General features: G+C 70.6%; 12 protein-coding genes and 1 tRNA gene. 7 read left to right on the top strand and 6 right to left on the bottom strand.

Annotated features, from left to right (window positions below):
* The first annotated feature begins 76 nt into the window (after positions 1 to 76).
* A complete protein-coding gene (locus tag ACFWV3_RS32235) occupies positions 77 to 574 on the top strand; it encodes a DUF2975 domain-containing protein (protein WP_382416817.1) in 498 nt (165 codons plus the stop codon).
* A 62-nt stretch (positions 575 to 636) separates the two neighbouring features.
* On the opposite strand, the gene ACFWV3_RS32230 is transcribed toward ACFWV3_RS32235, so the two are convergent.
* The 4 genes from ACFWV3_RS32230 to ACFWV3_RS32215 form a co-directional block, all read right to left on the bottom strand.
* Positions 637 to 5,574, bottom strand: a complete 4,938-nt coding sequence (locus ACFWV3_RS32230) for an NAD-glutamate dehydrogenase (RefSeq protein ID WP_382416815.1) — start codon at positions 5,572 to 5,574, stop codon at positions 637 to 639.
* Positions 5,575 to 5,932: 358 nt separating this feature from the next.
* Positions 5,933 to 9,892: a hypothetical protein gene (locus ACFWV3_RS32225; protein ID WP_382416813.1), complete on the bottom strand. Its 3,960-nt coding sequence runs from the start codon at positions 9,890 to 9,892 to the stop codon at positions 5,933 to 5,935.
* Positions 9,893 to 9,910: 18 nt separating this feature from the next.
* Positions 9,911 to 11,587 carry an energy-dependent translational throttle protein EttA gene (gene ettA / locus ACFWV3_RS32220; RefSeq protein WP_330854615.1) on the bottom strand — a complete coding sequence of 559 codons (1,677 nt, stop codon included), beginning with the start codon at positions 11,585 to 11,587 and terminating at the stop codon, positions 9,911 to 9,913.
* A 266-nt stretch (positions 11,588 to 11,853) separates the two neighbouring features.
* On the bottom strand, positions 11,854 to 12,267 hold the full coding sequence (locus ACFWV3_RS32215) for a single-stranded DNA-binding protein (RefSeq protein ID WP_382416811.1): 414 nt from the start codon (positions 12,265 to 12,267) through the stop codon (positions 11,854 to 11,856).
* A gap of 237 nt (positions 12,268 to 12,504) precedes the next feature.
* On the opposite strand from ACFWV3_RS32215, the gene ACFWV3_RS32210 reads away from it, so the two are divergent.
* From ACFWV3_RS32210 to ACFWV3_RS32200, 3 genes are read left to right on the top strand one after another with little or no spacing between them, the layout of a single operon-like run.
* On the top strand, positions 12,505 to 13,116 hold the full coding sequence (locus ACFWV3_RS32210) for a TetR/AcrR family transcriptional regulator (protein ID WP_382416809.1): 612 nt from the start codon (positions 12,505 to 12,507) through the stop codon (positions 13,114 to 13,116).
* Positions 13,109 to 14,032: an ATP-binding cassette domain-containing protein gene (locus ACFWV3_RS32205; RefSeq protein ID WP_382416807.1), complete on the top strand. Its 924-nt coding sequence runs from the start codon at positions 13,109 to 13,111 to the stop codon at positions 14,030 to 14,032. The genes ACFWV3_RS32210 and ACFWV3_RS32205 overlap by 8 nt, the downstream gene beginning before the upstream one ends.
* An 11-nt stretch (positions 14,033 to 14,043) precedes the next feature.
* The gene (locus ACFWV3_RS32200; RefSeq protein WP_382416805.1) at positions 14,044 to 14,841 is read left to right on the top strand and encodes an ABC transporter permease; all 798 of its coding nucleotides are present in this window, start codon (positions 14,044 to 14,046) and stop codon (positions 14,839 to 14,841) included.
* On the opposite strand, the gene ACFWV3_RS32195 is transcribed toward ACFWV3_RS32200, so the two are convergent.
* Positions 14,838 to 16,769, bottom strand: a complete 1,932-nt coding sequence (locus ACFWV3_RS32195) for a cytochrome c oxidase assembly protein (protein ID WP_382416803.1) — start codon at positions 16,767 to 16,769, stop codon at positions 14,838 to 14,840. The two genes, ACFWV3_RS32200 and ACFWV3_RS32195, sit on opposite strands and share 4 nt — an antisense overlap.
* 35 nt (positions 16,770 to 16,804) lie before the next feature.
* On the opposite strand from ACFWV3_RS32195, the gene ACFWV3_RS32190 reads away from it, so the two are divergent.
* Complete coding sequence (locus tag ACFWV3_RS32190; RefSeq protein ID WP_382416801.1) at positions 16,805 to 17,323, top strand: hypothetical protein; 519 nt, start codon at positions 16,805 to 16,807, stop codon at positions 17,321 to 17,323.
* Here the strand turns inward: ACFWV3_RS32190 and ACFWV3_RS32185 are convergent.
* Positions 17,301 to 18,464 (bottom strand): MFS transporter, encoded by a 1,164-nt coding sequence (locus ACFWV3_RS32185; protein WP_382416799.1) that lies wholly within the window; start codon positions 18,462 to 18,464, stop codon positions 17,301 to 17,303. The two genes, ACFWV3_RS32190 and ACFWV3_RS32185, sit on opposite strands and share 23 nt — an antisense overlap.
* A gap of 72 nt (positions 18,465 to 18,536) precedes the next feature.
* On the opposite strand from ACFWV3_RS32185, the gene ACFWV3_RS32180 reads away from it, so the two are divergent.
* Positions 18,537 to 19,616, top strand: a complete 1,080-nt coding sequence (locus tag ACFWV3_RS32180; protein ID WP_382416797.1) for a LacI family DNA-binding transcriptional regulator — start codon at positions 18,537 to 18,539, stop codon at positions 19,614 to 19,616.
* Positions 19,617 to 19,745: 129 nt separating this feature from the next.
* Positions 19,746 to 19,818: transfer RNA gene (locus ACFWV3_RS32175), tRNA-Arg, on the top strand.
* Positions 19,819 to 19,823 lie beyond the last annotated feature (5 nt).

Raw genomic sequence — 19,823 nt, 5'->3', positions numbered from 1 at the left:
CACGACCTCGGGAACCTTCACAGGACCTCCACACCAGGCTATTGAATCTCGATAGGTGGCTCTCGATACTCGATGCATGTCACGAGCACTGGTGATCTTCCTGCAGTCCCTGCTCGGTTTCGCGGTCCTCTGCGGACTGTTCGCGCAGGTCGTGGTGATCCCGACGACGGCAGCGGACGAGGTCGAGCTCTTCCCGCCCTACGAGTCCGTGCGGGTGCCGCTCGTCGTCCTGGCGATCGTCTTCATCGCGTGCCTCCAGGTCCTGGCGGTGGCGCTCGGCGCGATGTTGCAGAAGGCGGGCGACGGCACGGTCTTCGAGCCCGGCGCGGTCACGTGGACGAACGTCGCGATCGGCGCCATCGCCGCCGGCGGCGTGGTCCTCGCCGGACTGTTCGTCTACATCACGTTCGGCGACATCCCCTCGCCCACCGACGGCATGGAGACGCTGGGCCTCTGGATGGGTGCGGCGGCGGGAACGGTCGCCGCGGCCGGCGTTGCGCTGCTGGTGGTCGTCGGACGGCACTGGCTGCGCCGGGCGATCGCGCAGCGCGCGGAACTCGAACAGATCGTCTGACGTTCTACGGACACCGGGGCGCCGCGAAGGGGATTTCGCGGCGCCCCGGTCTGTTCCTCCGACTAGCGCACCATGCTGCGCACCTGGCGGGCGGCGACGGAGAGCGTGGCCAGATCCAGCTGGTGGACCCGGTTGATCTCCTCCAGCGCACCGCGCGAGCGGGCCAGGCGGGACGCGTTCGCCTGCTCCCACTTGGCGATCTTCTCGGTCGCCGTGTCGTCCTCGTCGCTCGCCCGCAGCACGTCGACCGAGATGGCCCGCAACGACGAGTAGAAGTCGTCGCGCAGGGCCAGCCGTGCCAGCGCGTGCCAGCGGTTGCCGCGTTCCAGGCTCGTCACCGAGTCCAGCATGTGGTCGATGTCGAGGTGGTCGGACAACGCGAAGTACAGCTCTGCCGTCTCGCGGTGCGTGCGCTCCGGACCCGCGCCGCCGGTCGGGCCGAACTCGCGTTCGGCCAGCTCGGCGATCTCGGTGACGTCGAGCAGGCCGTACATGTAGAGCAGCGCCGCGACCTTGCGCGCGAGCTCGGCCGGGACGCCCTGTTCGACGTACCGGTCGGCCTTGCCCGCGACCACGGCCAGTTCCTTGCCCTGCAACAGGTCGAAGGCGTACGGGCTGAGCTCCTCGACCACGCCGCGGAAGCGGTTGATCGTGGAGCCCACGGCGAGCGGCTGCGGACGGTTCGACAGCAGCCAGCGCGACGCGCGGTCGAGCAGACGGCGGGTCTCCAGGACCATGTTGTCCTGGACGTCCGTCGGCACCACGTTGTCCAGCGCCTCGATCTCGCGCCAGATCGACGGCAGGTCGAAGACCTGGGTGACCACGGCGTACGCGCGGACCGCGTCCGTCGCCGACGCGCTCATCTCCTCGGCGAGCCGGAACGCGAACGAGATGCCGCCCCCGTCGACGACCTCGTTCACCACGACGGTCGTGATGATCTGGCGCGCCAGCGGGTGGTTCGGGATCGCCGCGCCGAACCGTTCGCGCAGCAGGCTCGGGAAGTAGTCCGGGAGCTTGCGGGTGAACGTGTCGATCGTCGGGATGTCGCTCGCGAGCAGCTCCTCCTTCAGCGTGAGCTTGGTGAACGCGAGCAGCGTGGCGAGCTCCGGCGAGGTGAGACCCTCGCCGGCCTTCTCCAGCGCCTTGAACTCCGCCGCGCTCGGCATGGCCTCCAGCTTGCGGTTGAGCGCCCCGCGCGCCTCCAGGTCGGCCGTGAGACGCGCGTGCACCGACAGCATCGGAGCGGCGTGCGCCCGGCTGACGCCGAGGACGTTGTTCTGCGAGTAGTTGTCCGCCAGCACGAGCTCGCCGACCTCGTCGGTCATCTCGGCGAGGACCTCGTTGCGCTGCTGCTGCTCCACCGAGCCCTCGCGGACCAGGTGGTCCAGCAGGATCTTGATGTTGACCTCGTGGTCGGAGCAGTCGACGCCGGCGGAGTTGTCGAGCGCGTCGGTGTTGACCTTGCCGCCGGTGCGCGCGAACTCGATGCGGCCGCGCTGGGTCAGCCCCAGGTTGCCGCCCTCGCCGATCACCTTGACGCGCAGCTCGGCGCCGTCGACGCGGATCGAGTCGTTCGCCTTGTCGCCGACGTCGGCGTGCGACTCGGTGGACGACTTCACGTAGGTGCCGATGCCGCCGTTCCAGAGCAGGTCGACCGGCGCGAGCAGGATCGCCTTCTTGAGCTCCGGCGGCGACAGCTTCTGCACGCCCTCCGGCAGCCCCAGCGCGACGCGGGCCTGCTCGGAGATCGGGATCGACTTGGACGTCAGCGGGAAGATGCCGCCGCCCTCGCTGATCAGCGAGCGGTCGTAGTCGTCCCACGACGAACGCGGGACGTTGAACAGCCGCACGCGCTCGGCGAACGAGCTCGCCGCGACCGGGTCCGGGTCGATGAAGATGTGCCGGTGGTCGAACGCGGCCACGAGCCGGATGTGCTCGGACAGCATCATGCCGTTGCCGAACACGTCACCGGACATGTCGCCGATGCCGACGACCGTGAACTCCTCGGTCTGCGTGTCGACGCCGAGCTCGCGGAACGAGCGCTTCACGCTCTCCCACGCGCCCTTGGCCGTGATGCCCATGGCCTTGTGGTCGTAGCCGATCGAGCCGCCGGACGCGAACGCGTCGCCGAGCCAGAAGCCGTAGCTCTGGCTCACGCCGTTGGCGATGTCCGAGAACGTCGCCGTGCCCTTGTCCGCAGCCACGACCAGGTACGTGTCGTCGGCGTCGTAGCGCACGACCTGCGGCGCGGGCACGACCTCGTTGTTGATCAGGTTGTCGGTCAGGTCGAGCAGGCCCGAGATGAACATCTTGTAGCAGGAGATGCCCTCGGACATGAAGTTCTCGCGGTCGATGCCGGGGTCGCCCGTGGGCGGGACCGGGCGCTTGACGACGAAGCCGCCCTTGGCGCCGACCGGCACGATCACGGCGTTCTTCACGGCCTGCGCCTTGACCAGGCCCAGGATCTCCGTGCGGAAGTCCTCGCGGCGGTCGGACCAGCGCAGACCACCGCGCGCGACGCTGCCGAAGCGCAGGTGCACGCCCTCGACCCGCGGCGAGTACACGAAGATCTCGAACTTCGGCCGCGGAGCCGGCAGGTCCGGCACGGCCTGCGGGTCGAGCTTGACCGACAGGTACGGCCGGGCGTTGCCCTCGGCGTCGCGGAAGAAGTAGTTCGTCCGCAGCGTGGCGTTGATCAGCGACAGCAGGCTGCGCAGGATGCGGTCGGCGTCGAGGCTCGTCACGTCGTCGATCAGCTTGCCGATCTCGGTGACCATCGTGTCGGTGTGCGCGGCGCGGGTCGCGTCGCCGAGGGCCGGGTTGAACCGGGCCTCGAACAGCGCCACCAGCGCGATCGCCACGCTCGTGTGGCCGAGCACGGCGTCCTCGATGTAGTCCTGCGAGTACGGCGTGCCCGCCTGGCGCAGGTACTTCGCGTACGCGCGCAGCATCGCGGCCTGCTGCCAGGTGAGCCCGGCCTGCAGCACCAGCGAGTTGAACCGGTCGACCTCGGCCTCACCGCGCCAGACGGCGGCGAACGCGTCCTGGAACCGCACCCGGACGTTGTCGAGGTCGGCCTCGGACAGCTGCGCGAGCGCGGCCTTGTCGATGCGCAGGCCGAAGTCGTAGATCCAGCACTGCACGCCGTCCTCGCGCGCGATCTCGTACGGGCGCTCGTCGACCACGATCACGCCCATGCGCTGCAGCATCGGCAGCACGTCGGACAGCGTGATGCCGTCGCCCGTCACGAAGATCTTGAAGCGCCGCTCCCCCGGCTCGGCGTCCTCCGGCACGTAGAACACCATGTCGAGGTCGCCCTCGGCGAGCGCCTCGATGCGCCGGTAGTCCTCGAGACCCGTGGAGGCCGGGAAGTCCTCCTTGTAGGCCTCCGGGAACACCGCGGCGAACCGCTGGCCCTGCTCCGTGGCGGACTCGGCACCCAGGTCGTCGCCCCCGACGGCTTCGACCATCCGGTCGTCCCAGCTGCGGATCGCCTCGGCCAGCTTGGCCTGGATCGCGTGGACGTCCGGCTCCATCGTGCGCGCCGGGTCCGTGTGCACCGTGAAGTGCACGCGGGCGAGCGCCGACTCGCCGATCCGCGCGCTGTACTCGAGGTTCAGGCCGCCGAGCTCGGCGAGCAGCACCTCCTGCATCGCGAGGCGGCTCGTCGTCGTGTAGCGGTCGCGCGGCAGGTAGACCAGGCACGAGTAGAAGCGGCCGTACGGGTCGCGGCGCAGGAACAGCCGCAGCCGCCGCCGTTCCGCGAGCGCGATGACGCCCGTCGTCGTCTGGTAGAGCGTCTCCGCGTCCACCGAGAACAGCTCGGTGCGCGGGTAGTTCTGGATCACCTCGAGCATCCGCTGGCCCGAGTAGGACTGCAGCGGGAAGCCGGCGCGGTGGATCACCTCGCGCACGCGGCGTTCGATGACCGGGATGTCGAGCACGTCCTCGTGCAGCGCCGTGGTGCTGAAGATGCCGAGGAAGCGGTGCTCGCCGGAGACGTTGCCCTCGCCGTCGAACGTCTTCACGCCCACGTAGAAGGGGTAGACGCTGCGGTGCACGCTGCTCTGCGCGCTCGCCTGCGTCAGCACGAGCAGCTCGGGGCTCAGCGCCTGGGCGCCGTTGTCCGGCCCGGCGGTGAGGCTGCGGGCGGCGAGGCTGTCCTGGCGCAGCACGCCGAGACCGCTCGCGAGCACGGCCCGCAGCGCGGGTTCGCCGTCCTCGGTCACCAGCTCGTACTGCCGGTAGCCCATGAACGTGAAGTGCCCGTCAGCGAGCCACTGGAGCAGCTTCGCGCCGTCCGTGGTGGCCTCGGACGAGTCCTTCTCCAGCTCGTCGGCCAGCTGCAGGGCCGTGGTGACCATGCGATCGGTGTCCTCGACGACCTCGCGGACGTCGGTCAGCACCGTCTGCAGGCGGGTCTCGAGCTCGCGGGCCCGGTCGGGGTCGGTGATGAGGTCGACCTCGACGTTCATCCACGACTCGGCCAGCGCGTCGGCCGGCGGGTCGGCGGGGTCGGCGGTCGGCAGCACCTCGGTGCGCTCGCCGGTCACCGGGTCGCGGCGCACGACGACGATCGGGTGCACGACGCGCTGGACCTGCACGCCACCGCGGGTGAGCTCGGACGCGACCGAGTCCACGAGGTAGGGCATGTCGTCCGTCACGACCTGCACGACGGTGACAGGACACTGCCACCCGTCGGCCGCGCGCGTCGGGTTCAGGATGCGCACCGCGGCGCGTCCGGGGACGCGGCTCTCGGCGAGCTGGTAGTTCGACCGCACCGCACCGACCAGGTCCACCGGGTCGTCGTCGTTGACTTCCTCGGCTGGGACGTGGCGGTAGAACAGGCGGATCAGGTCAGCGAGTTCGGGGGCATTGGCGGCGGCCCGTTCGATCAGCTCGTCACGGACCTGCTCAGGACTGGCCGTCGGACTCCCGTCGGCCGCGGCAGGTACCGCGGGGAGGTCGTCGGTTCGGGTCGGGGCTCCAGTCGAGGTCATCTTCAGGCGACTCCACGCTATCCGGCACCTCTGTGTGCCGGGTCCGCCTCCACCCTAGATGGGACGGAGGCGTTCGCCGGACACCGGAGGGGCACTGACGGACCACTGAATCGAGGGCTGAATCGAGTCACTTCATCAGTGGCGGCAACACGTTTCGCATAGTGGACGCGGCCCGGCGTCCGCCGGCTCCGACGAGCGAGCCGCACCGGAAGTTCAGCCGATCCGTGGCACACCAGCGATCAGGGGCCCGGCGTCGTCGTGACCACCGGACCGTGTCGAACACCTACCCGCCCGCCACCGGTCGATCACGCACCGGCGGACGGGTTGGGCAAGGCTTGAGGTGTGGCGCTGGCCACCCTCACACCCCGGGCAGCGTCCAGCCCGGCGGCCCGTCGAACCTGACCGGACGAATCGGACCGGTCGTCTCGTTGTCCGACGCCGGGGCGACGGGAACGATCGGGCCGGTCTTCTCCTGGTCCGTCTCCGGCGCCGGACCGGCCGGGGAGCCGGGGAGAGGCGCGGGCACGGGCTGGAGGCCGGGGAGAGAGGCCGGCACCGGCCGGGGGCCGGTGAGCGGTGCGGAAGCGGCGGGATCCACCTTGGCGGTCGGGCCGAAGTGGTCCGACAGGACGTAGGGCGCCGGCTGCACCCCGAACTGGCTCGCCCCGAAGTAGAAGTCCGACGGGGCCTCGGCCGCGGGCCGGCGCAGGCCGAACGGATCGCTCGGCCGGACGGGCGGGTCGGCGCTGACCGGCTGCTCGGCGGACGGCGCGACCCTGGCCGCGAACGGCGAGGGCGGCGGTGGCTGTTCCCCGGCCGGTTCGGGCAGCGGCGCCTGGTCCGCGAACGGCGTCGGCAAGGCCGGCTGGTCCGCGAACGGGCCGGCCGGCGACGGCTGCTCCGCGGGAGCCGCCGGGATGCCGGACTCCGGGGTGACGGCCTCCGGTTCCGCGGCCGACCACTCCGGGACGCTGAGGTCCGCCGCGTCGACCTGCTCCTCGTCGGAGCGCCGGCCCGTCTCGTAGGCGACCAGCGCCTCGGCGAGCAGGTCGGCGAGGCTCAGCTCGCTCGGCCTGCGCCGGCTGCTCGGCCGGCCGGTGGGCGTGTCGGTCTCCCCGTTCGGCGGGGCGCCGGCGAGGCTCGTCGCCTCGTCCGGCCGGGCGGCCTCCAGCGGCGTACCGGTGGCGTCGGGCGCCGGATCGGGTCGTGCGGCCGGGTCGGCAGGCACCTGCGCCCCGAACCCGGGCTGGGTGCCGAAGCCCGGCGACCCGAACGCCGGGGTCCCGAAGGTCTGCGTGCCGAAGCTCGGCTGGGCACCGAACCCGGGCTGCGCGCCGAACCCGCCCGCACCGCCGAACGCCGACGGGCCCGCGTGGCCGCTCTGCCCCGGCTCACCCGTGGCCTGCTGGTCCGGCGCGCGGGACAGGCGAACCGGCACCGTGGGCACGTCGGCCGGGTCGTCGTCCACATCCGCGGAGCTCAGGAAGGTCGTCGACATCAGGTCCGGCTCCGGCGACCGCGGAACCTCGTCCGGGACCGGCACCGCCGGGATCGGGCCGGGGAGCGGCGGCAGCGGCTCGCGCTCGGGTTCCGGCTCGGGAAGCGCTTCCGGCTCCGGCGCCGGGACGGACACGAGCGGCCGCGGGGTGCTGAAGTCGAGTGAGCTGAAGTCGAGGTCGGGGAGCTTGCGCTCGTCGGGGTCGACGGCCGCCGGGAAGCCCTCCGCCGGGGTGTGCAGCGGGTAGGCGGGCTCGTCCAGGTGGGGACCGAAGTCCGGGGCCGCCGGCGGGCGCGCGAACGCCGCCGACAGGCCTGCGCGGCTGGACGCGTCCGGCGAACCGAAGTAGCTCGGCGGCGCGCCCGCGTCCGTCGAACCCGGCCCCGCCGCCGTGGCGAAGTAGCTCGGCAGCTGCGGTTCGGAGCTCTCGGAGCCGGTGGCACCGAGGTCGTTCCGCTGCTCCTCGCCCGCCCGGTCGGCGTCCGCCCGGTCGGCGTCCGAGCCGGCGAAGAACGAAGGCGAGGACGGGGAGTCCGCGCTCGGGTCGTCCTGGCGGAGGCGGGACGGCGGTTCCACCCGCCACGACGGGGTCTCCTGCTCGGACCCGGTGTCCCTGGCCCGGCGCCGGCCGCCCGCTCGCAGACCCTGCGCCTTCAGCATGTCCAGCACGCTCTCGGGCTGGGCGCGCGCGGCCTCGGCCTTCGCCGTCTCCTCGCGTTCGGCGGCCTGGCGGGCGACCTCCAGGTGTGCCGCCTCCTGCCGCGCCACGTCCCTGCGCACCGCCTCGAGACGGGCGGCCTCGCGGCGTGCCTCCTCTTCGCGGGCGGCTTCCAGGCGCGCGGTCTCCTGCCGTGCCGCCACCTCGCGGGCGAACTCCTGGCGCACCGCGTCCTGGCGGGCGGCCTCCTGGCGGGCCGCTTCCTCGCGCAGGGCCTCCTGCCGGGCGGCTTCCTCGCGCAGGGCGGCCTGGCGCGCTGCCTCCTCGCGAGCCGCCTCCTCGCGGAGAGCTTCCTGCCGGGCGGCTTCCTGACGGGCGGCCTCGTCCCGAGCGGCTTCCTCGCGAGCGGCCTCCTCGGCCGCCCTGGCTTCCCGTTCGGCCTGGGCGCGCTCCTCCTCGATCTGGCGGCGGGCCTCGCGTTGCAGCTCCATGAGCTGCTGCTCGACCTTGCGCTTGCGCACCTGTTCCGGCGTCAGCTGCTCGTCGCCGGCGGGCGGGGCCTGACCGGCGGGCCGTGCCTGCTCGACCGGTGCCGGCTGCTCGACGGCGGGCGGCGACTCCACCGGTGCGGGCGCCTCGGCGGGAGCATCGGTGATGACGGGGATCTCGGCGATGGTGGTCGGTGTGTCGTCGCCTATCTCCCCCGCGGCCACTCGGGCGGCGCGGCGGCGGCCGCTGACCATGGCGCCCGCGGACGCGATGAGGCCGGACGCGGGGACGGTGCGGTCGGACGACGAGGATGCTGGTGGCGGTTCCACGGGCTCCGGGGTCTTGTCTTCTGGTTCGCCGAACGGCTGGACCAAGCGCCACCGGTCGGCGGCGTGTTGTCGCGCTGCCGACAAGCCTTCCACGGTCATGTCCTCGGCCGCGCGGCGGACCCGGTTTGCTTGGAGGCCATCGCCTTTGCGCACGTGGACGGGTCGCCATTGGCGCAGCTGCTGCTTCAGGACGGCGGGCAGCACGCCGTCGCTCGCGACGGGCATGCCCTCCACGGGCCGCAGCAGACTCGCCAGCTGCTGGTGCAGATCCGCCGGCTGGCGGTGCACGCCGGAGAACTCGGCGGCGAGCCGGGCGCGCACGGCGTAGACGGCGCGGGCACGGCGGCGTTCGGCGGCGTGGGCGGAACGCAGGTTCGCGAGCGCGTCGGCCAGCTCACCGGACACCTCGTGCACGTGGGCCAGCGCTAGCAGGCTTTCCGCGAGCAGGGTGTCGAGCTGGTGGCGTTCGGCGCTCGCCGCCGCCTCGCGCAGCATCTCCCTGGCCACCACGACCCGGCCCGCCGGCAGGTGCACGCGGGTGGCCAGCGCCAGGCGCAGCCAGCCGGCCGTGGACGCCGACGGCGCCCGGACCGGGAGGTCGAGCAGCGGGGTGGCGACGCGGCTCGCGTCGAGCAGGCGGTTCGCGTCCATCAGCGCGAGCGCGAGCTCCAGCGTGAGCCGGCCAAAGCCCTGGCCGCTGTCCGCCGCCGGGTCGGTGAACCTGCTCAGCAGGTCGAGGCCCTCTCGGGCGGCACCGATCGCGGCGGCGATGTCGCCCCACCGCCGGTGTTGAGCCGCCTGCACGGCGCGGATCAGGCCGCGCAGCAACAGGCGGGTGTCGTCGTCGAGCGACGTGTCGGCCACGTAGAGCTGGTCCGCCTCGGCGAGAGCCCGCGTGGGCTCGTCGCCGCGGCCGACCGTCACGAGGCATTCGCTGGCCTGCACCAGGGCCGAGGCCCGCAGCTCCGCGGGCACGTCCGGTGCCTCCAGCACGGGGGCCACCGCGGCGAACCCCGTCAGCGGCGCGCCCACGGACCGGGCACACCGCGCGAGCTCGACCCGCAGCAGCCACCCGGTCTCGTGCTCACCGGCGGCCTCGGCCGCCTTCAGCGCGTCGATCGCCCGGTCGGCGACGCGGACGCCGCGGCCCACGCGGTTGCCCGCGAAGACCACCAGCGACTCCGCCCGCAGGCGGTCGGCTTCGTCGCGGCGGGCGGTGGCGAGCGCGAGTGCGCGCTCGCCGAGCACCAGAGCGAGCTCCGGTGCCCGCCAACGCAGCCGCCAGGCGGGCACGACCAGCGTGCTCACCTCGGCGTCCGCCTGCGTCTCGCCCCTCGCCGCCACGACGTCGCCGTTGCCCTCTCAGTCCCGTGTCAGCTTGCGGTACGTGACACGGTGCGGCCGAGCGGCGTCGGCGCCCAGGCGCTCGAGCTTGTTCTTCTCGTAGCCCTCGAAGTTGCCCTCGAACCAGTACCACTTCGACGGGTCCTCGTCCGTGCCCTCCCAGGCGAGGATGTGCGTGGCGACGCGGTCGAGGAACCACCGGTCGTGGGAGATCACGACGGCGCAACCGGGGAACTGCTCGAGGGCGTTCTCCAGCGACCCCAGCGTCTCGACGTCCAGGTCGTTGGTCGGCTCGTCCAGCAGGATCAGGTTGCCGCCGAGCTTGAGCGTGAGCGCGAGGTTGAGGCGGTTGCGCTCACCACCGGACAGCACGCCCGCGGGCTTCTGCTGGTCGGGGCCCTTGAAGCCGAACGCGCTGACGTACGCGCGGGACGGCATCTCGACGTTGCCGACGTGGATGTAGTCGAGCCCGCCGGACACGACCTCCCACACGTTCTTCTTCGGGTCGATGCCGCCGCGGTTCTGGTCGACGTAGGACAGCAGGACCGTCTCGCCGACCTTCACGCCGCCGGCGTCGGGCTGCTCGAGACCGACGATGGTCTTGAACAACGTCGTCTTGCCGACGCCGTTCGGGCCGATGACGCCGACGATGCCGTTGCGCGGCAACGTGAACGACAGCCCGTCGATCAGGACGCGCTCGCCGAAGCCCTTCTTCAGCTTGTCGACCTCGACCACGACGCTGCCCAGACGCGGGCCCGGCGGGATCTGGATCTCCTCGAAGTCGAGCTTGCGGGTCTTCTCCGCCTCGGCCGCCATCTCCTCGTAGCGGTCGAGACGCGCCTTGGACTTCGCCTGACGGGCCTTGGCGCCGGAGCGCACCCAGTCGAGCTCGTCCTTGAGGCGCTTCTGCAGCTTCTGGTCCTTCTTGCCCTGGACCGCGAGCCGCTCGGCCTTCTTCTCCAGGTAGGTGGAGTAGTTGCCCTCGTACGGGTGCGTGCGGCCGCGGTCGATCTCGAGGATCCACTCGGCCAGGTTGTCCAGGAAGTACCGGTCGTGGGTCACGGCGAGCACGGCGCCGGTGTACTGCGCGAGGTGCTGCTCCAGCCACAGGACGCTCTCCGCGTCCAGGTGGTTGGTGGGCTCGTCGAGCAGCAGCAGGTCGGGCTTGCTCAGCAGCAGCTTGCACAGCGCGACGCGGCGGCGCTCACCACCGGAGAGCTTGGTGACGTCGGCGTCCGGCGGCGGGCAGCGCAGGGCGTCCATCGCCTGCTCCAGCTGGGAGTCGAGGTCCCACGCGTCGGCGTGGTCGAGCTCCTCCTGGAGCTTGCCCATCTCCTCCATCAGCTCGTCGGAGTAGTCGGTCGCCATCAGCTCGGCGATCTCGTTGAAGCGGTCGAGCTTCACCTTGATCTCGCCCAGGCCCTCCTGGACGTTGCCGAGGACGGTCTTCTCCTCGTTGAGCGGCGGTTCCTGCTGCAGGATGCCCACGGTGTAACCGGGAGACAGGTACGCCTCGCCGTTGTTCGGCGTGTCCAACCCCGCCATGATCTTGAGCACGCTCGACTTGCCGGCGCCGTTGGGACCGACCACACCGATCTTCGCGCCGGGGTAGAACATGATCGTGACGTCATCGAGGATGACCTTGTCACCGTGCGCCTTGCGCACCTTTTTCATGGTGTAGATGAACTCGGCCATGGCGGCGATCGTAGAGCGGTGCCCAGAGGCTCCTGACCTCGGTCGCCGACTAGCAGCCGTCCACCCCCGGATCGAGCGTCACGCGACTCGGTGACCTGCCCGTTCCGTTCGAACGTGAACGACTCTCGGCGATCGGTCCTCGGCGGCCCCGACCTACGAGCTTCCCTCCTTCTCGCTTCGCAGTGCTCACATCTTCTCCGGCGGCACCGCCGGAACGGGGGGTTCCCGGATTTCCCGTGCGCGGGTGCGTCCGAACGGCGCAAAACTCAGAACGGCGCGGTGTGCGCGACCGGTTCCTCGCCGACCCGCGGTTCAACGACGGGAGCGACGCCGAGTGACTGCACCCGCGTCAGATCCAGCCCGACGTGGAGCGCGTCCAGGTTGAGCGCGATCTTCTTCGCGTCGTCCTTCTCGTAGTGCCGCAGGCGCAGCTTGCCCTGGACGATCACGGGATCACCTTGGGACAGCGTCGTCTTCACGCTGTCGGCGAGCTTGCGCCAGCAGGAGACGCCGAGCCACAACGTCTCACCGTCCTCCCAGTCGCCCAGCGCCGTGTTGTACCGGCGCTCGGTCGAGCTCAGGCGGAAGAACGCATTGCTCCTGCCGTCCTCGCCGTGTTTGTACGACACGGTGCCCGCCACAGTTCCAACGACCGTGACCAGCGTGGAATTCCAGGACATCGGGTTCGCCTCCGGGGGTTCGAGGGGTGCCGGTCCAGCTTGGCCGGGAGGCGGGTGGCGGGGGCCGGGCGGAGCGGGATCTGTGGATTACTCGCGGGTTGTGGACAGGTCGAGATCTTGAAGCCCCTGATCCACCGGAATTGTCGGACCCGCGTGCTAATGGCGCGCTCGAGCGAGCCAAGTGAGTGAGCGCCCACTCATTGACATGAGTGAGTACTCACTCATACAGTGGCGGACGTGTCAGAGGAACCACGCCGCCGCCGCGCCCCCGCGATGAGCCCGGAAGACCGCCGCGAGGCGATCGTCCAGGCGACGCTGCCGCTCGTCGTGAAGGACGGCGCGAACGTCACCACCAGCCAGATCGCCACCGCCGCCGGGATCGCGGAAGGCACGGTGTTCCGCGTCTTCAAGGACAAGGCGGAGCTGCTCGACGCGTGCATCCAGCGCGCGCTGCACTCGGACGAGGAGGTCGCGCGTCTGGAGGCGATCCCGTCGGACGTGCCTCTCGAGGAACGGCTCACCTCGGGTGTGGCGACGTTCAGCGGTTACCTCGACCGCATGTGGGGCGTCATCGGCGCGCTGCGCGAGTCCGGCTACCAGCCGCGCGACGAGGACCACCAGAAGCACAAGGGACCGCCCATCGGCATGCAGCAGCTGTCCGACGCCGTCGCGGGCCTCTTCGGCGACGCGGATCTGCGCGTCAGCCCCGACCTCGCCGGACGGATGCTGCTCGGCGCCGTCTTCACCAACCGCATGGGCTCGGGCTTCGGCCAGACCGTCGCCGAACCCGCGGACATCGTGGAGCTGTTCCTGCACGGAGCACTCAAACCAGGGGGATCAGATGACTGAGCTCATGATCGAAGCTCACGACGTGAGCAAGAAGTTCGGCGACGTGAACGCCCTCGACGGCGTCAGCGTCACCGCGAAGAAGGGGTCCGTCCTGGGCCTGCTCGGCCACAACGGTGCCGGCAAGACGACGTTGGTCAACCTCCTCACCACGATGCTGCCGCCCACCAGCGGCACCGCGAGGGTCGCGGGGTTCGACGTCGTCAAGCAGGCCCACGAGGTCCGCAGCCGCATCGGCCTGACCGGCCAGTTCGCCGCCGTCGACGAGCAGCTCAGCGGCCACGACAACCTGGTGCTGATCGCCCGCCTGCTCGGTGCCAGCCGCAACCAGGCCCACCAGCGCGCGGACGACCTGCTGGAGCAGTTCGACCTCACCGACGCCGCCCGGCGCAACGCCAAGACCTACTCGGGCGGCATGCGGCGCCGCCTCGACCTGGCCGCCTCGCTGGTCGGCAACCCCGAGGTGCTGTTCCTGGACGAGCCGACCACCGGTCTCGACCCGGCCAGCCGCCTCGCGATGTGGGAGATCGTCGAGAAGCTCGTCGCGGACGGCACGACCGTCCTGCTCACGACGCAGTACCTCGACGAGGCCGACCGGCTCGCCGACTCGATCACCGTGCTGTCCCACGGCAAGGTCGTCGCGTCCGGCACCTCCGCCGAGCTCAAGGCGCAGGTCGGGCAGCGCACGGTCACCGTGACGCTCGACTCGGCGTCCGAAGTGGACCTCGCCCTGAAGGCCATCGGCGGCGTCGGGCTCCACCCCGTCGCGGAAGGGCTCACGCTCACCACGCCGGTCAGTGCGTCCCGCGACCTCGCCACGGTCGTACGCGCGTTGGACGACAACGGCTTGGAGGCCCACGAGATCGGCCTCAAGGAGCCCACTTTGGACGACGTCTACCTGACTCTCGCCGCGAACTAGGGGGAAACATCATGGCGACTTTGACTTGGCACGGCAGCAGTTACCCGACGCAGGTTCTCGTACTGACTGGCCGTTCTCTGCGCGCACTGCTGCGCACGCCCGCACTCGTCTTCTTCAGCGTGCTGCAGCCGTTGATCATGCTGACGCTGTTCAGCCAGATCTTCGGCAGCATCACGTCGACGGCGAACTTCCCGCCGGGCATGAGCTACATCAACTACCTGCTGCCCGCGATCCTCGTGAACACCGCGATGCAGTCCTCGCTCGCGTCCGGTATCGGGCTCGTGCAGGACATGTCGAACGGTGTGCTGGCACGGTTCCGGTCACTGCCCATCCGCCCGAGCACGGTCCTGTTGGCGCGCAACCTGTCCGACGCGGTGCGCACCGGCTTCCAGCTCGTGCTGATGATCGCGTTCGGCGTGCTGGTGTTCGGGTTCAGGCCCGACGGCGGCGTGGTCGGCACGGTGGCCGCACTCGGCCTCGCGCTGGTCGTGGGCTGGGCGCTGAGCTGGGTGTTCATCGCGATCGCCGCCTGGGTCCGCAAGGCGGAGCTGATGCAGACCGTCGGCTTCCTGGCGATGTTCCCGCTGATGTTCGCCTCCAGCGCGTTCGTGCCGATCAACGGCCTGCCGGGCTGGCTGCAGGCGATCGCGAAGATCAACCCGCTGACCTACGCGGTCGACGCCGCCCGCAGCCTGGCGCTGGCCCACCCGGTCACCGGGGTGGCGGGCGCGCTGGTCACCAGCGGCGTGATCGCGGCGATCGGAGCGTTCTTCGCGGTCCGCGGCTTCCGCCGGCCGTTGTCGCTCTAATCCTTTCCAGCCATCTTCCGCAGCATCGCGTTGTAGGCCTCGAGGTCGGCGTCCCCATCGGCGTCGGCCTTGCGGTCCATCCGCTTCGCGTCGCGGGTGTCCTGCCGCGCCCACTGCGCCAGCAGAGCGACCATGACGACCAGCAACGGGATCTCGCCCGCCGCCCACGCGATGCCACCGCCGAGCCGTTGGTCCTCCAGCAGGTTCTGCACCCACGGCAACGCCAGGCCGCGGTAGAACTGCTCGCCGATGATGTTCGTGGAGCTCATCAGGATCACGCCGAAGAACGCGTGGAACGGGATCGACGCGAACAGCAGCCCCAGCCGGCCGAGCGGCGGCAGCTTGTTCGGCGACGGGTCCACGCCGATCACCGGCCAGTAGAAGACGTAGCCGGCGAGGATGAAGTGGGCGTTCATCGCGATGTGCGCCCAGTGGAACGGCAGCGCGGCGTCGAAGAGCCCCGAGAAGTACAGGGCGTAGAAGGAGCCGACGAACAGGCCCAGCGCCACGAACGGGTTCGTCAGCAGGCGCGCGAGCGGTGAGTGCACGAACGCCAGCACCCACTCCCTCGGCCCCGGCACCTCCTTGCTGACCGGCAACGCGCGCAAGGCCAGCGTGACCGGTCCACCCAGGACGAACAGGATCGGCGTCAGCATCGAGAGCACCATGTGCGCTTCCATGTGCACGCTGAACATCGCTGGCGAATAGCGGCCCATGCCGGACGAGGTCGCGAAGAGCAACGAGAAGCAGCCGCACAGCCACGCCGCCGTACGACCGACCGGCCACTTGTCGCCGCGCTTCACGAGCCTGCGCACACCCAGCACGTAGAGGAGCGCGAACGCCAGCGCCGCCGTGCCGAAGATGAGGTCGAACCGCCAGTCGAACAGGATGCTCGCCAGCGTCGGCGGTCCGTCGAGGTCGTAGCCGATGGCGATCTCCACGCGGCTGGGCAGGTCGAGGCTGCCGCCCGGTGGAGGCGTGCGGGCCAGCGCGACGGCCAGTCCGATCGTGAACATCATCAGCAGCACTTCGAGGCCCGCGAGCTTGAGCAACGCGTGCGGCTTGCCGTCGGCCACGCCCTTCACGCCGCGTTCGCGCTGGAAGTAGCCGAACACGCCGAGCAGCAGCAGACACGCGAGCTTGCCGAGCGTCAGCAGGCCGTAGGTCGACGTGACGAGGTCGGTGGGGGTGATGCGCACCAACGCGTTGACCACGCCCGAGACCGCCATGACGATCCAGCACACCAGCGCCAGCTTCGAGAACCTCGCCGCGGCGAGAGGCAGGTGCGCGCCGCCACGCCTGCCGTGCGCGAGCAACGCGATCAGGCCGCCCACCCACAGCACCGCGGCGACGAGGTGGAACAGCAGGCTGTTCGTCGCCATGTCGTGCGAGCCGCCGGACGACGAGTGTCCCGTGACGGCGACCGGGACGAGCGCGAAGATCGCCAGGAACAGCAGGACCGTCGTCCATCCCCACGACAGCACCAGACGGCACGCCACCGCGAGCAACGCCACGAGGATCGCCGTCAGCATCCACGCCTTCGACTGCTCCAGGAGCATCGCCGTCGCGATCATCTGGCTGAGCGTGAAGGACGTCACCGAACGGTCGATCGCGGCCGCTGTGTTGAAAGGCACAGACAACACCGCGCCCACGAGCCAGACCAGCGCGAACCATCCGGCGGTGCGCATCGCGGCGTAACCGTCCGCCGCGAGAGTGCCGGATTTCTGCGGTGGCACGAGGAACGCCGCCAGCAGCAACGAGCCGATGGTCACCACCGCACCGGTCTCGGTCAACACGCGCACGACCAGCAGTCCTGCCGGAGGGTCGGCGGAAAGCGCGCTGAACGCGACGGCGGCGAGAGCCGCCACAGCGAAGCCGATGACGACGAGGGGCACCAAACCCGTTCTGGTGGAGCGTTCGATTGGCACGACCCGGAGCCTACGACCCTCTAGGGTTGCGCCGTGTGAGACGTTCTCTCCTCCCCCTGCTCGTCCTTCTCGCGTTAACCGGGTGCAGCTACCGCGTCCAGGGCGAACCCATCGCCGCGCCACCTCCGCCGCTGGCGATCGAGACGCCGCGCAAGACCGCCGGCGTCGATCCGTGCAAGCTCGTGACGGAGAAGGACCTCAAGCCGATCGGGACGCTCCAGTTCGTCCCCGCTCCGCGCGTCGAGATGCCGAACTCGTGCCTCTTCACGCTCAAGGAGAACGCGTTCGTGCTGGTGGCGGTCCCGTACCGGTCGTTCGACGAGTCGAAGCGCATCCAGAGCAAGGGCCAGGAGGTCCAGACCGGCAAGCACGCCACCTGGCTCAGCTGCGGCAAGCAGGAGAACGAGATGGTGTGCACCGCCACCATCGCCGTGACGCGCACCGAGTCGTTGATGGTCGCCATCGGCATGGGCGGCGGCGTCTCGGAGGCCAAGGCACGCGACACCCTGGAACCGCTCAGCCAGGAGGCCCTCAAACGCGTGCCGGCCGCCTAGCCGCACGCCGGGCCAGCCAGGCCGACGGGATGATCAGCGCGGCGACCAGCGCCACGAACCCGAGCGACAGCACGAGCGAACTGACGTGCGCGAGCCCGCCCACGATCGGCGGGCCCGCGAGGAAGCCCGTGTAGGCGATCGTCGTCACCAGGCCGAGCTCGCGTTCGCCACCGCTGCCGTCCGCGCGCTTCCCGACCTCGCTCGCGAGGTCCATGACCACCGGGAACGAGTACGCGAGCCCCAGCCCGGCCAGGCCGAACCCGACGTACCCCGCCACCGGGACGGGAGCCAGGACGGCCAGCGCCAGCCCGGTCGCGGCCAGGCCACCACCCGCCGCGAGGAGCCGGTGCGGCCCCAGCTTGCGCTGGACCGGCTCGCCGAACCACCGCGCGAGCGCCATCGCGACGGAGTAACCCGCATAGGCGTACGCACCGGCCGCGTCGCCCGTACCTCGCTCACGCACCATGAACAGCGCAGACCAGTCCGCCGCCGCGCCCTCCGCGATAGCGCTGCACAGCGCCACGCACGCCAACAGCCAGAGAACCGGGCTCTTGAGCACGTTGGTGCGTTCGATGACTTCTTCCCTATGACGCTCCCCCACACCGCCGGGGATCTTCTTCGCGATAACCGCTACTACGAGAACGCCCACCAACGCCGTGATGAGGAAGTGCCTCATCGGCGTCCACTGCACCTGCGCGGCCGCGGCGCTGCCCAACGACCCGATAAGGCCGCCGACGCTGAAGCCCGCGTGGAACTGCGGCATCAACGGCCGTTGCAACTCGCGCACGACGACGACTGCGGCCATGTTCATCGACACGTCCATCGCGGCGATCGACGCACCTAGTGCGACCAGCGTCAGACCAAGCTGCAACGGCGACTGTGAGAGCGCGAGCACGGGCAGCATCAACGGACTGAGCAAACTGCTCGCTATCAGTACCCCGCGCGACCCGTATACGGCGCAGACCCGTGCCGCCAACGGCGCGGTGAACGCCAGTCCCGCGCTGGCCCCGAGCAGCGCGAGACCGAGACTGCCCACCTCCGCGCCGACCTGGTCGGCGAGCGCGGGCACGCGGGCGGCCCAGGTACCGAAGACACCGCCGTTCAGTAGGAAGACGATGAACGTGGCCAGGCGTCGTGACATGCCCCCAGCATGACTGAAGCGCTTCAGCCCCGCCAGCGTATTACGTGCGATCCCTCGAATACGATGCTGACCGTGGACTCCGATCGCCGACGCAGGCCGACGCTGGACACCGTCGCCGCAGCCGTCGGGGTCTCCAGGGCAACGGTGTCGAACGCGTACAACCGCCCCGACCAGCTGTCGTCGTCGCTGCGCGAACGCATCCTCGAAACAGCGCTGTCCCTCGGCTACACGGGCCCGGACCCGGTCGCCCGATCGCTGGCCACCCGCTCGTCCGCGGCCGTGGGCTTCATGCTGCCGCAGGGCCTCTCCGGCGCCTTCTCCGATCCGGCGCTCTCGATCGTGCTCGACGGCCTGGCCTCGACCGTCGACGGCCACGACCACAGCCTCGTCCTCATGCCGGGCGACGCGACCGGCGGCCCACGGCCGTCGATCGTGACGCGCGCCCAAGCGGACGTGATGGTCGCCTACTCCCTGCCCGACACCGCCCCGGCCCTGGCCGCCGTAGCCGCCCGAGGCCTGCCGCTGGTCGTCATCGACCAGCCCGTACTCCCCGGCTCGGCCCGCGTGGAGGTGCAGGACTACGCCGGCACGTGTGCCGCGGCGACCCACCTGCTGGAACTGGGCCACACCACGTTCGGCGTCCTGTCCTTCGCCCTGCACCCGGACGGAGCATCCGGCCCGGTGTCCCCCGACCGCCGTTCGGCCGTCCCGTTCCGCGTGAGCCGCGACCGCCTCGGCGGCTACCTCGACACTTTGGCAAAAGCCGGGGTGAAACCGGACAATGTTCCGGTGTGGGAGGCCCGCGGCAGTGATCGCGAACTCGGACGTCTAGGCGCGCGGTGGTTGCTGACCCGCACGCCACGCCCGAGCGCCCTGCTGTGCACGTCGGACCAACTGGCCTTCGGCGCCCTGCAAGCCGCCAGGGACCTGAATCTCACCGTGCCGGCGGACGTGTCCGTGGCGGGCTTCGACGACGTCCCCGAAGCGGCCTACAGCGACCCACCGCTGACTACCGTGCGTCAACCCCTGGCCGACAAGGGCCGCAGAGCGGGCGAGCTGGCGCTGAAGTTACTGGCCGGCGGGAGACCACCGAGGCCGACGAGACTCGACGTTTCCCTCGTGAAGAGAGCCTCAACGGCCCCTCGAACGTGATCCCCATCACGTTTAGACTGTTTTCGTCACCCATTTGGACGTAGGGCGGAAACGGTCGATCGACTCCGGACGATGTGTCCGGTGGGGGCACCGGTGGCCACGAATCGTGGCTGCCTTCGCACCCCTCCAGCCTCTGTAGCTCAGTGGAGAGAGCGAGGGACTTCTAATCCCGAGGTCGCAGGTTCGAATCCTGCCAGGGGCGCTGGA

This window comes from Lentzea sp. NPDC059081, from assembly GCF_042738015.1.
GTDB lineage: Bacteria > Actinomycetota > Actinomycetes > Mycobacteriales > Pseudonocardiaceae > Lentzea.
The sequence above is the reverse complement of the archived record's forward strand: the minus strand, read 5'-3'. Positions and strand labels throughout refer to the sequence as shown.

Coding starts and splice junctions, on each gene's coding strand:
- ACFWV3_RS32235 (WP_382416817.1), top strand. CDS start 77: ATGTCACGAGCACTGGTGATCTTCCTGCAGTCCCTGCTCGGTTTCGCG.
- ACFWV3_RS32230 (WP_382416815.1), bottom strand. CDS start 5,574: ATGACCTCGACTGGAGCCCCGACCCGAACCGACGACCTCCCCGCGGTA.
- ettA (WP_330854615.1), bottom strand. CDS start 11,587: ATGGCCGAGTTCATCTACACCATGAAAAAGGTGCGCAAGGCGCACGGT.
- ACFWV3_RS32215 (WP_382416811.1), bottom strand. CDS start 12,267: ATGTCCTGGAATTCCACGCTGGTCACGGTCGTTGGAACTGTGGCGGGC.
- ACFWV3_RS32205 (WP_382416807.1), top strand. CDS start 13,109: ATGACTGAGCTCATGATCGAAGCTCACGACGTGAGCAAGAAGTTCGGC.
- ACFWV3_RS32200 (WP_382416805.1), top strand. CDS start 14,044: ATGGCGACTTTGACTTGGCACGGCAGCAGTTACCCGACGCAGGTTCTC.
- ACFWV3_RS32185 (WP_382416799.1), bottom strand. CDS start 18,464: ATGTCACGACGCCTGGCCACGTTCATCGTCTTCCTACTGAACGGCGGT.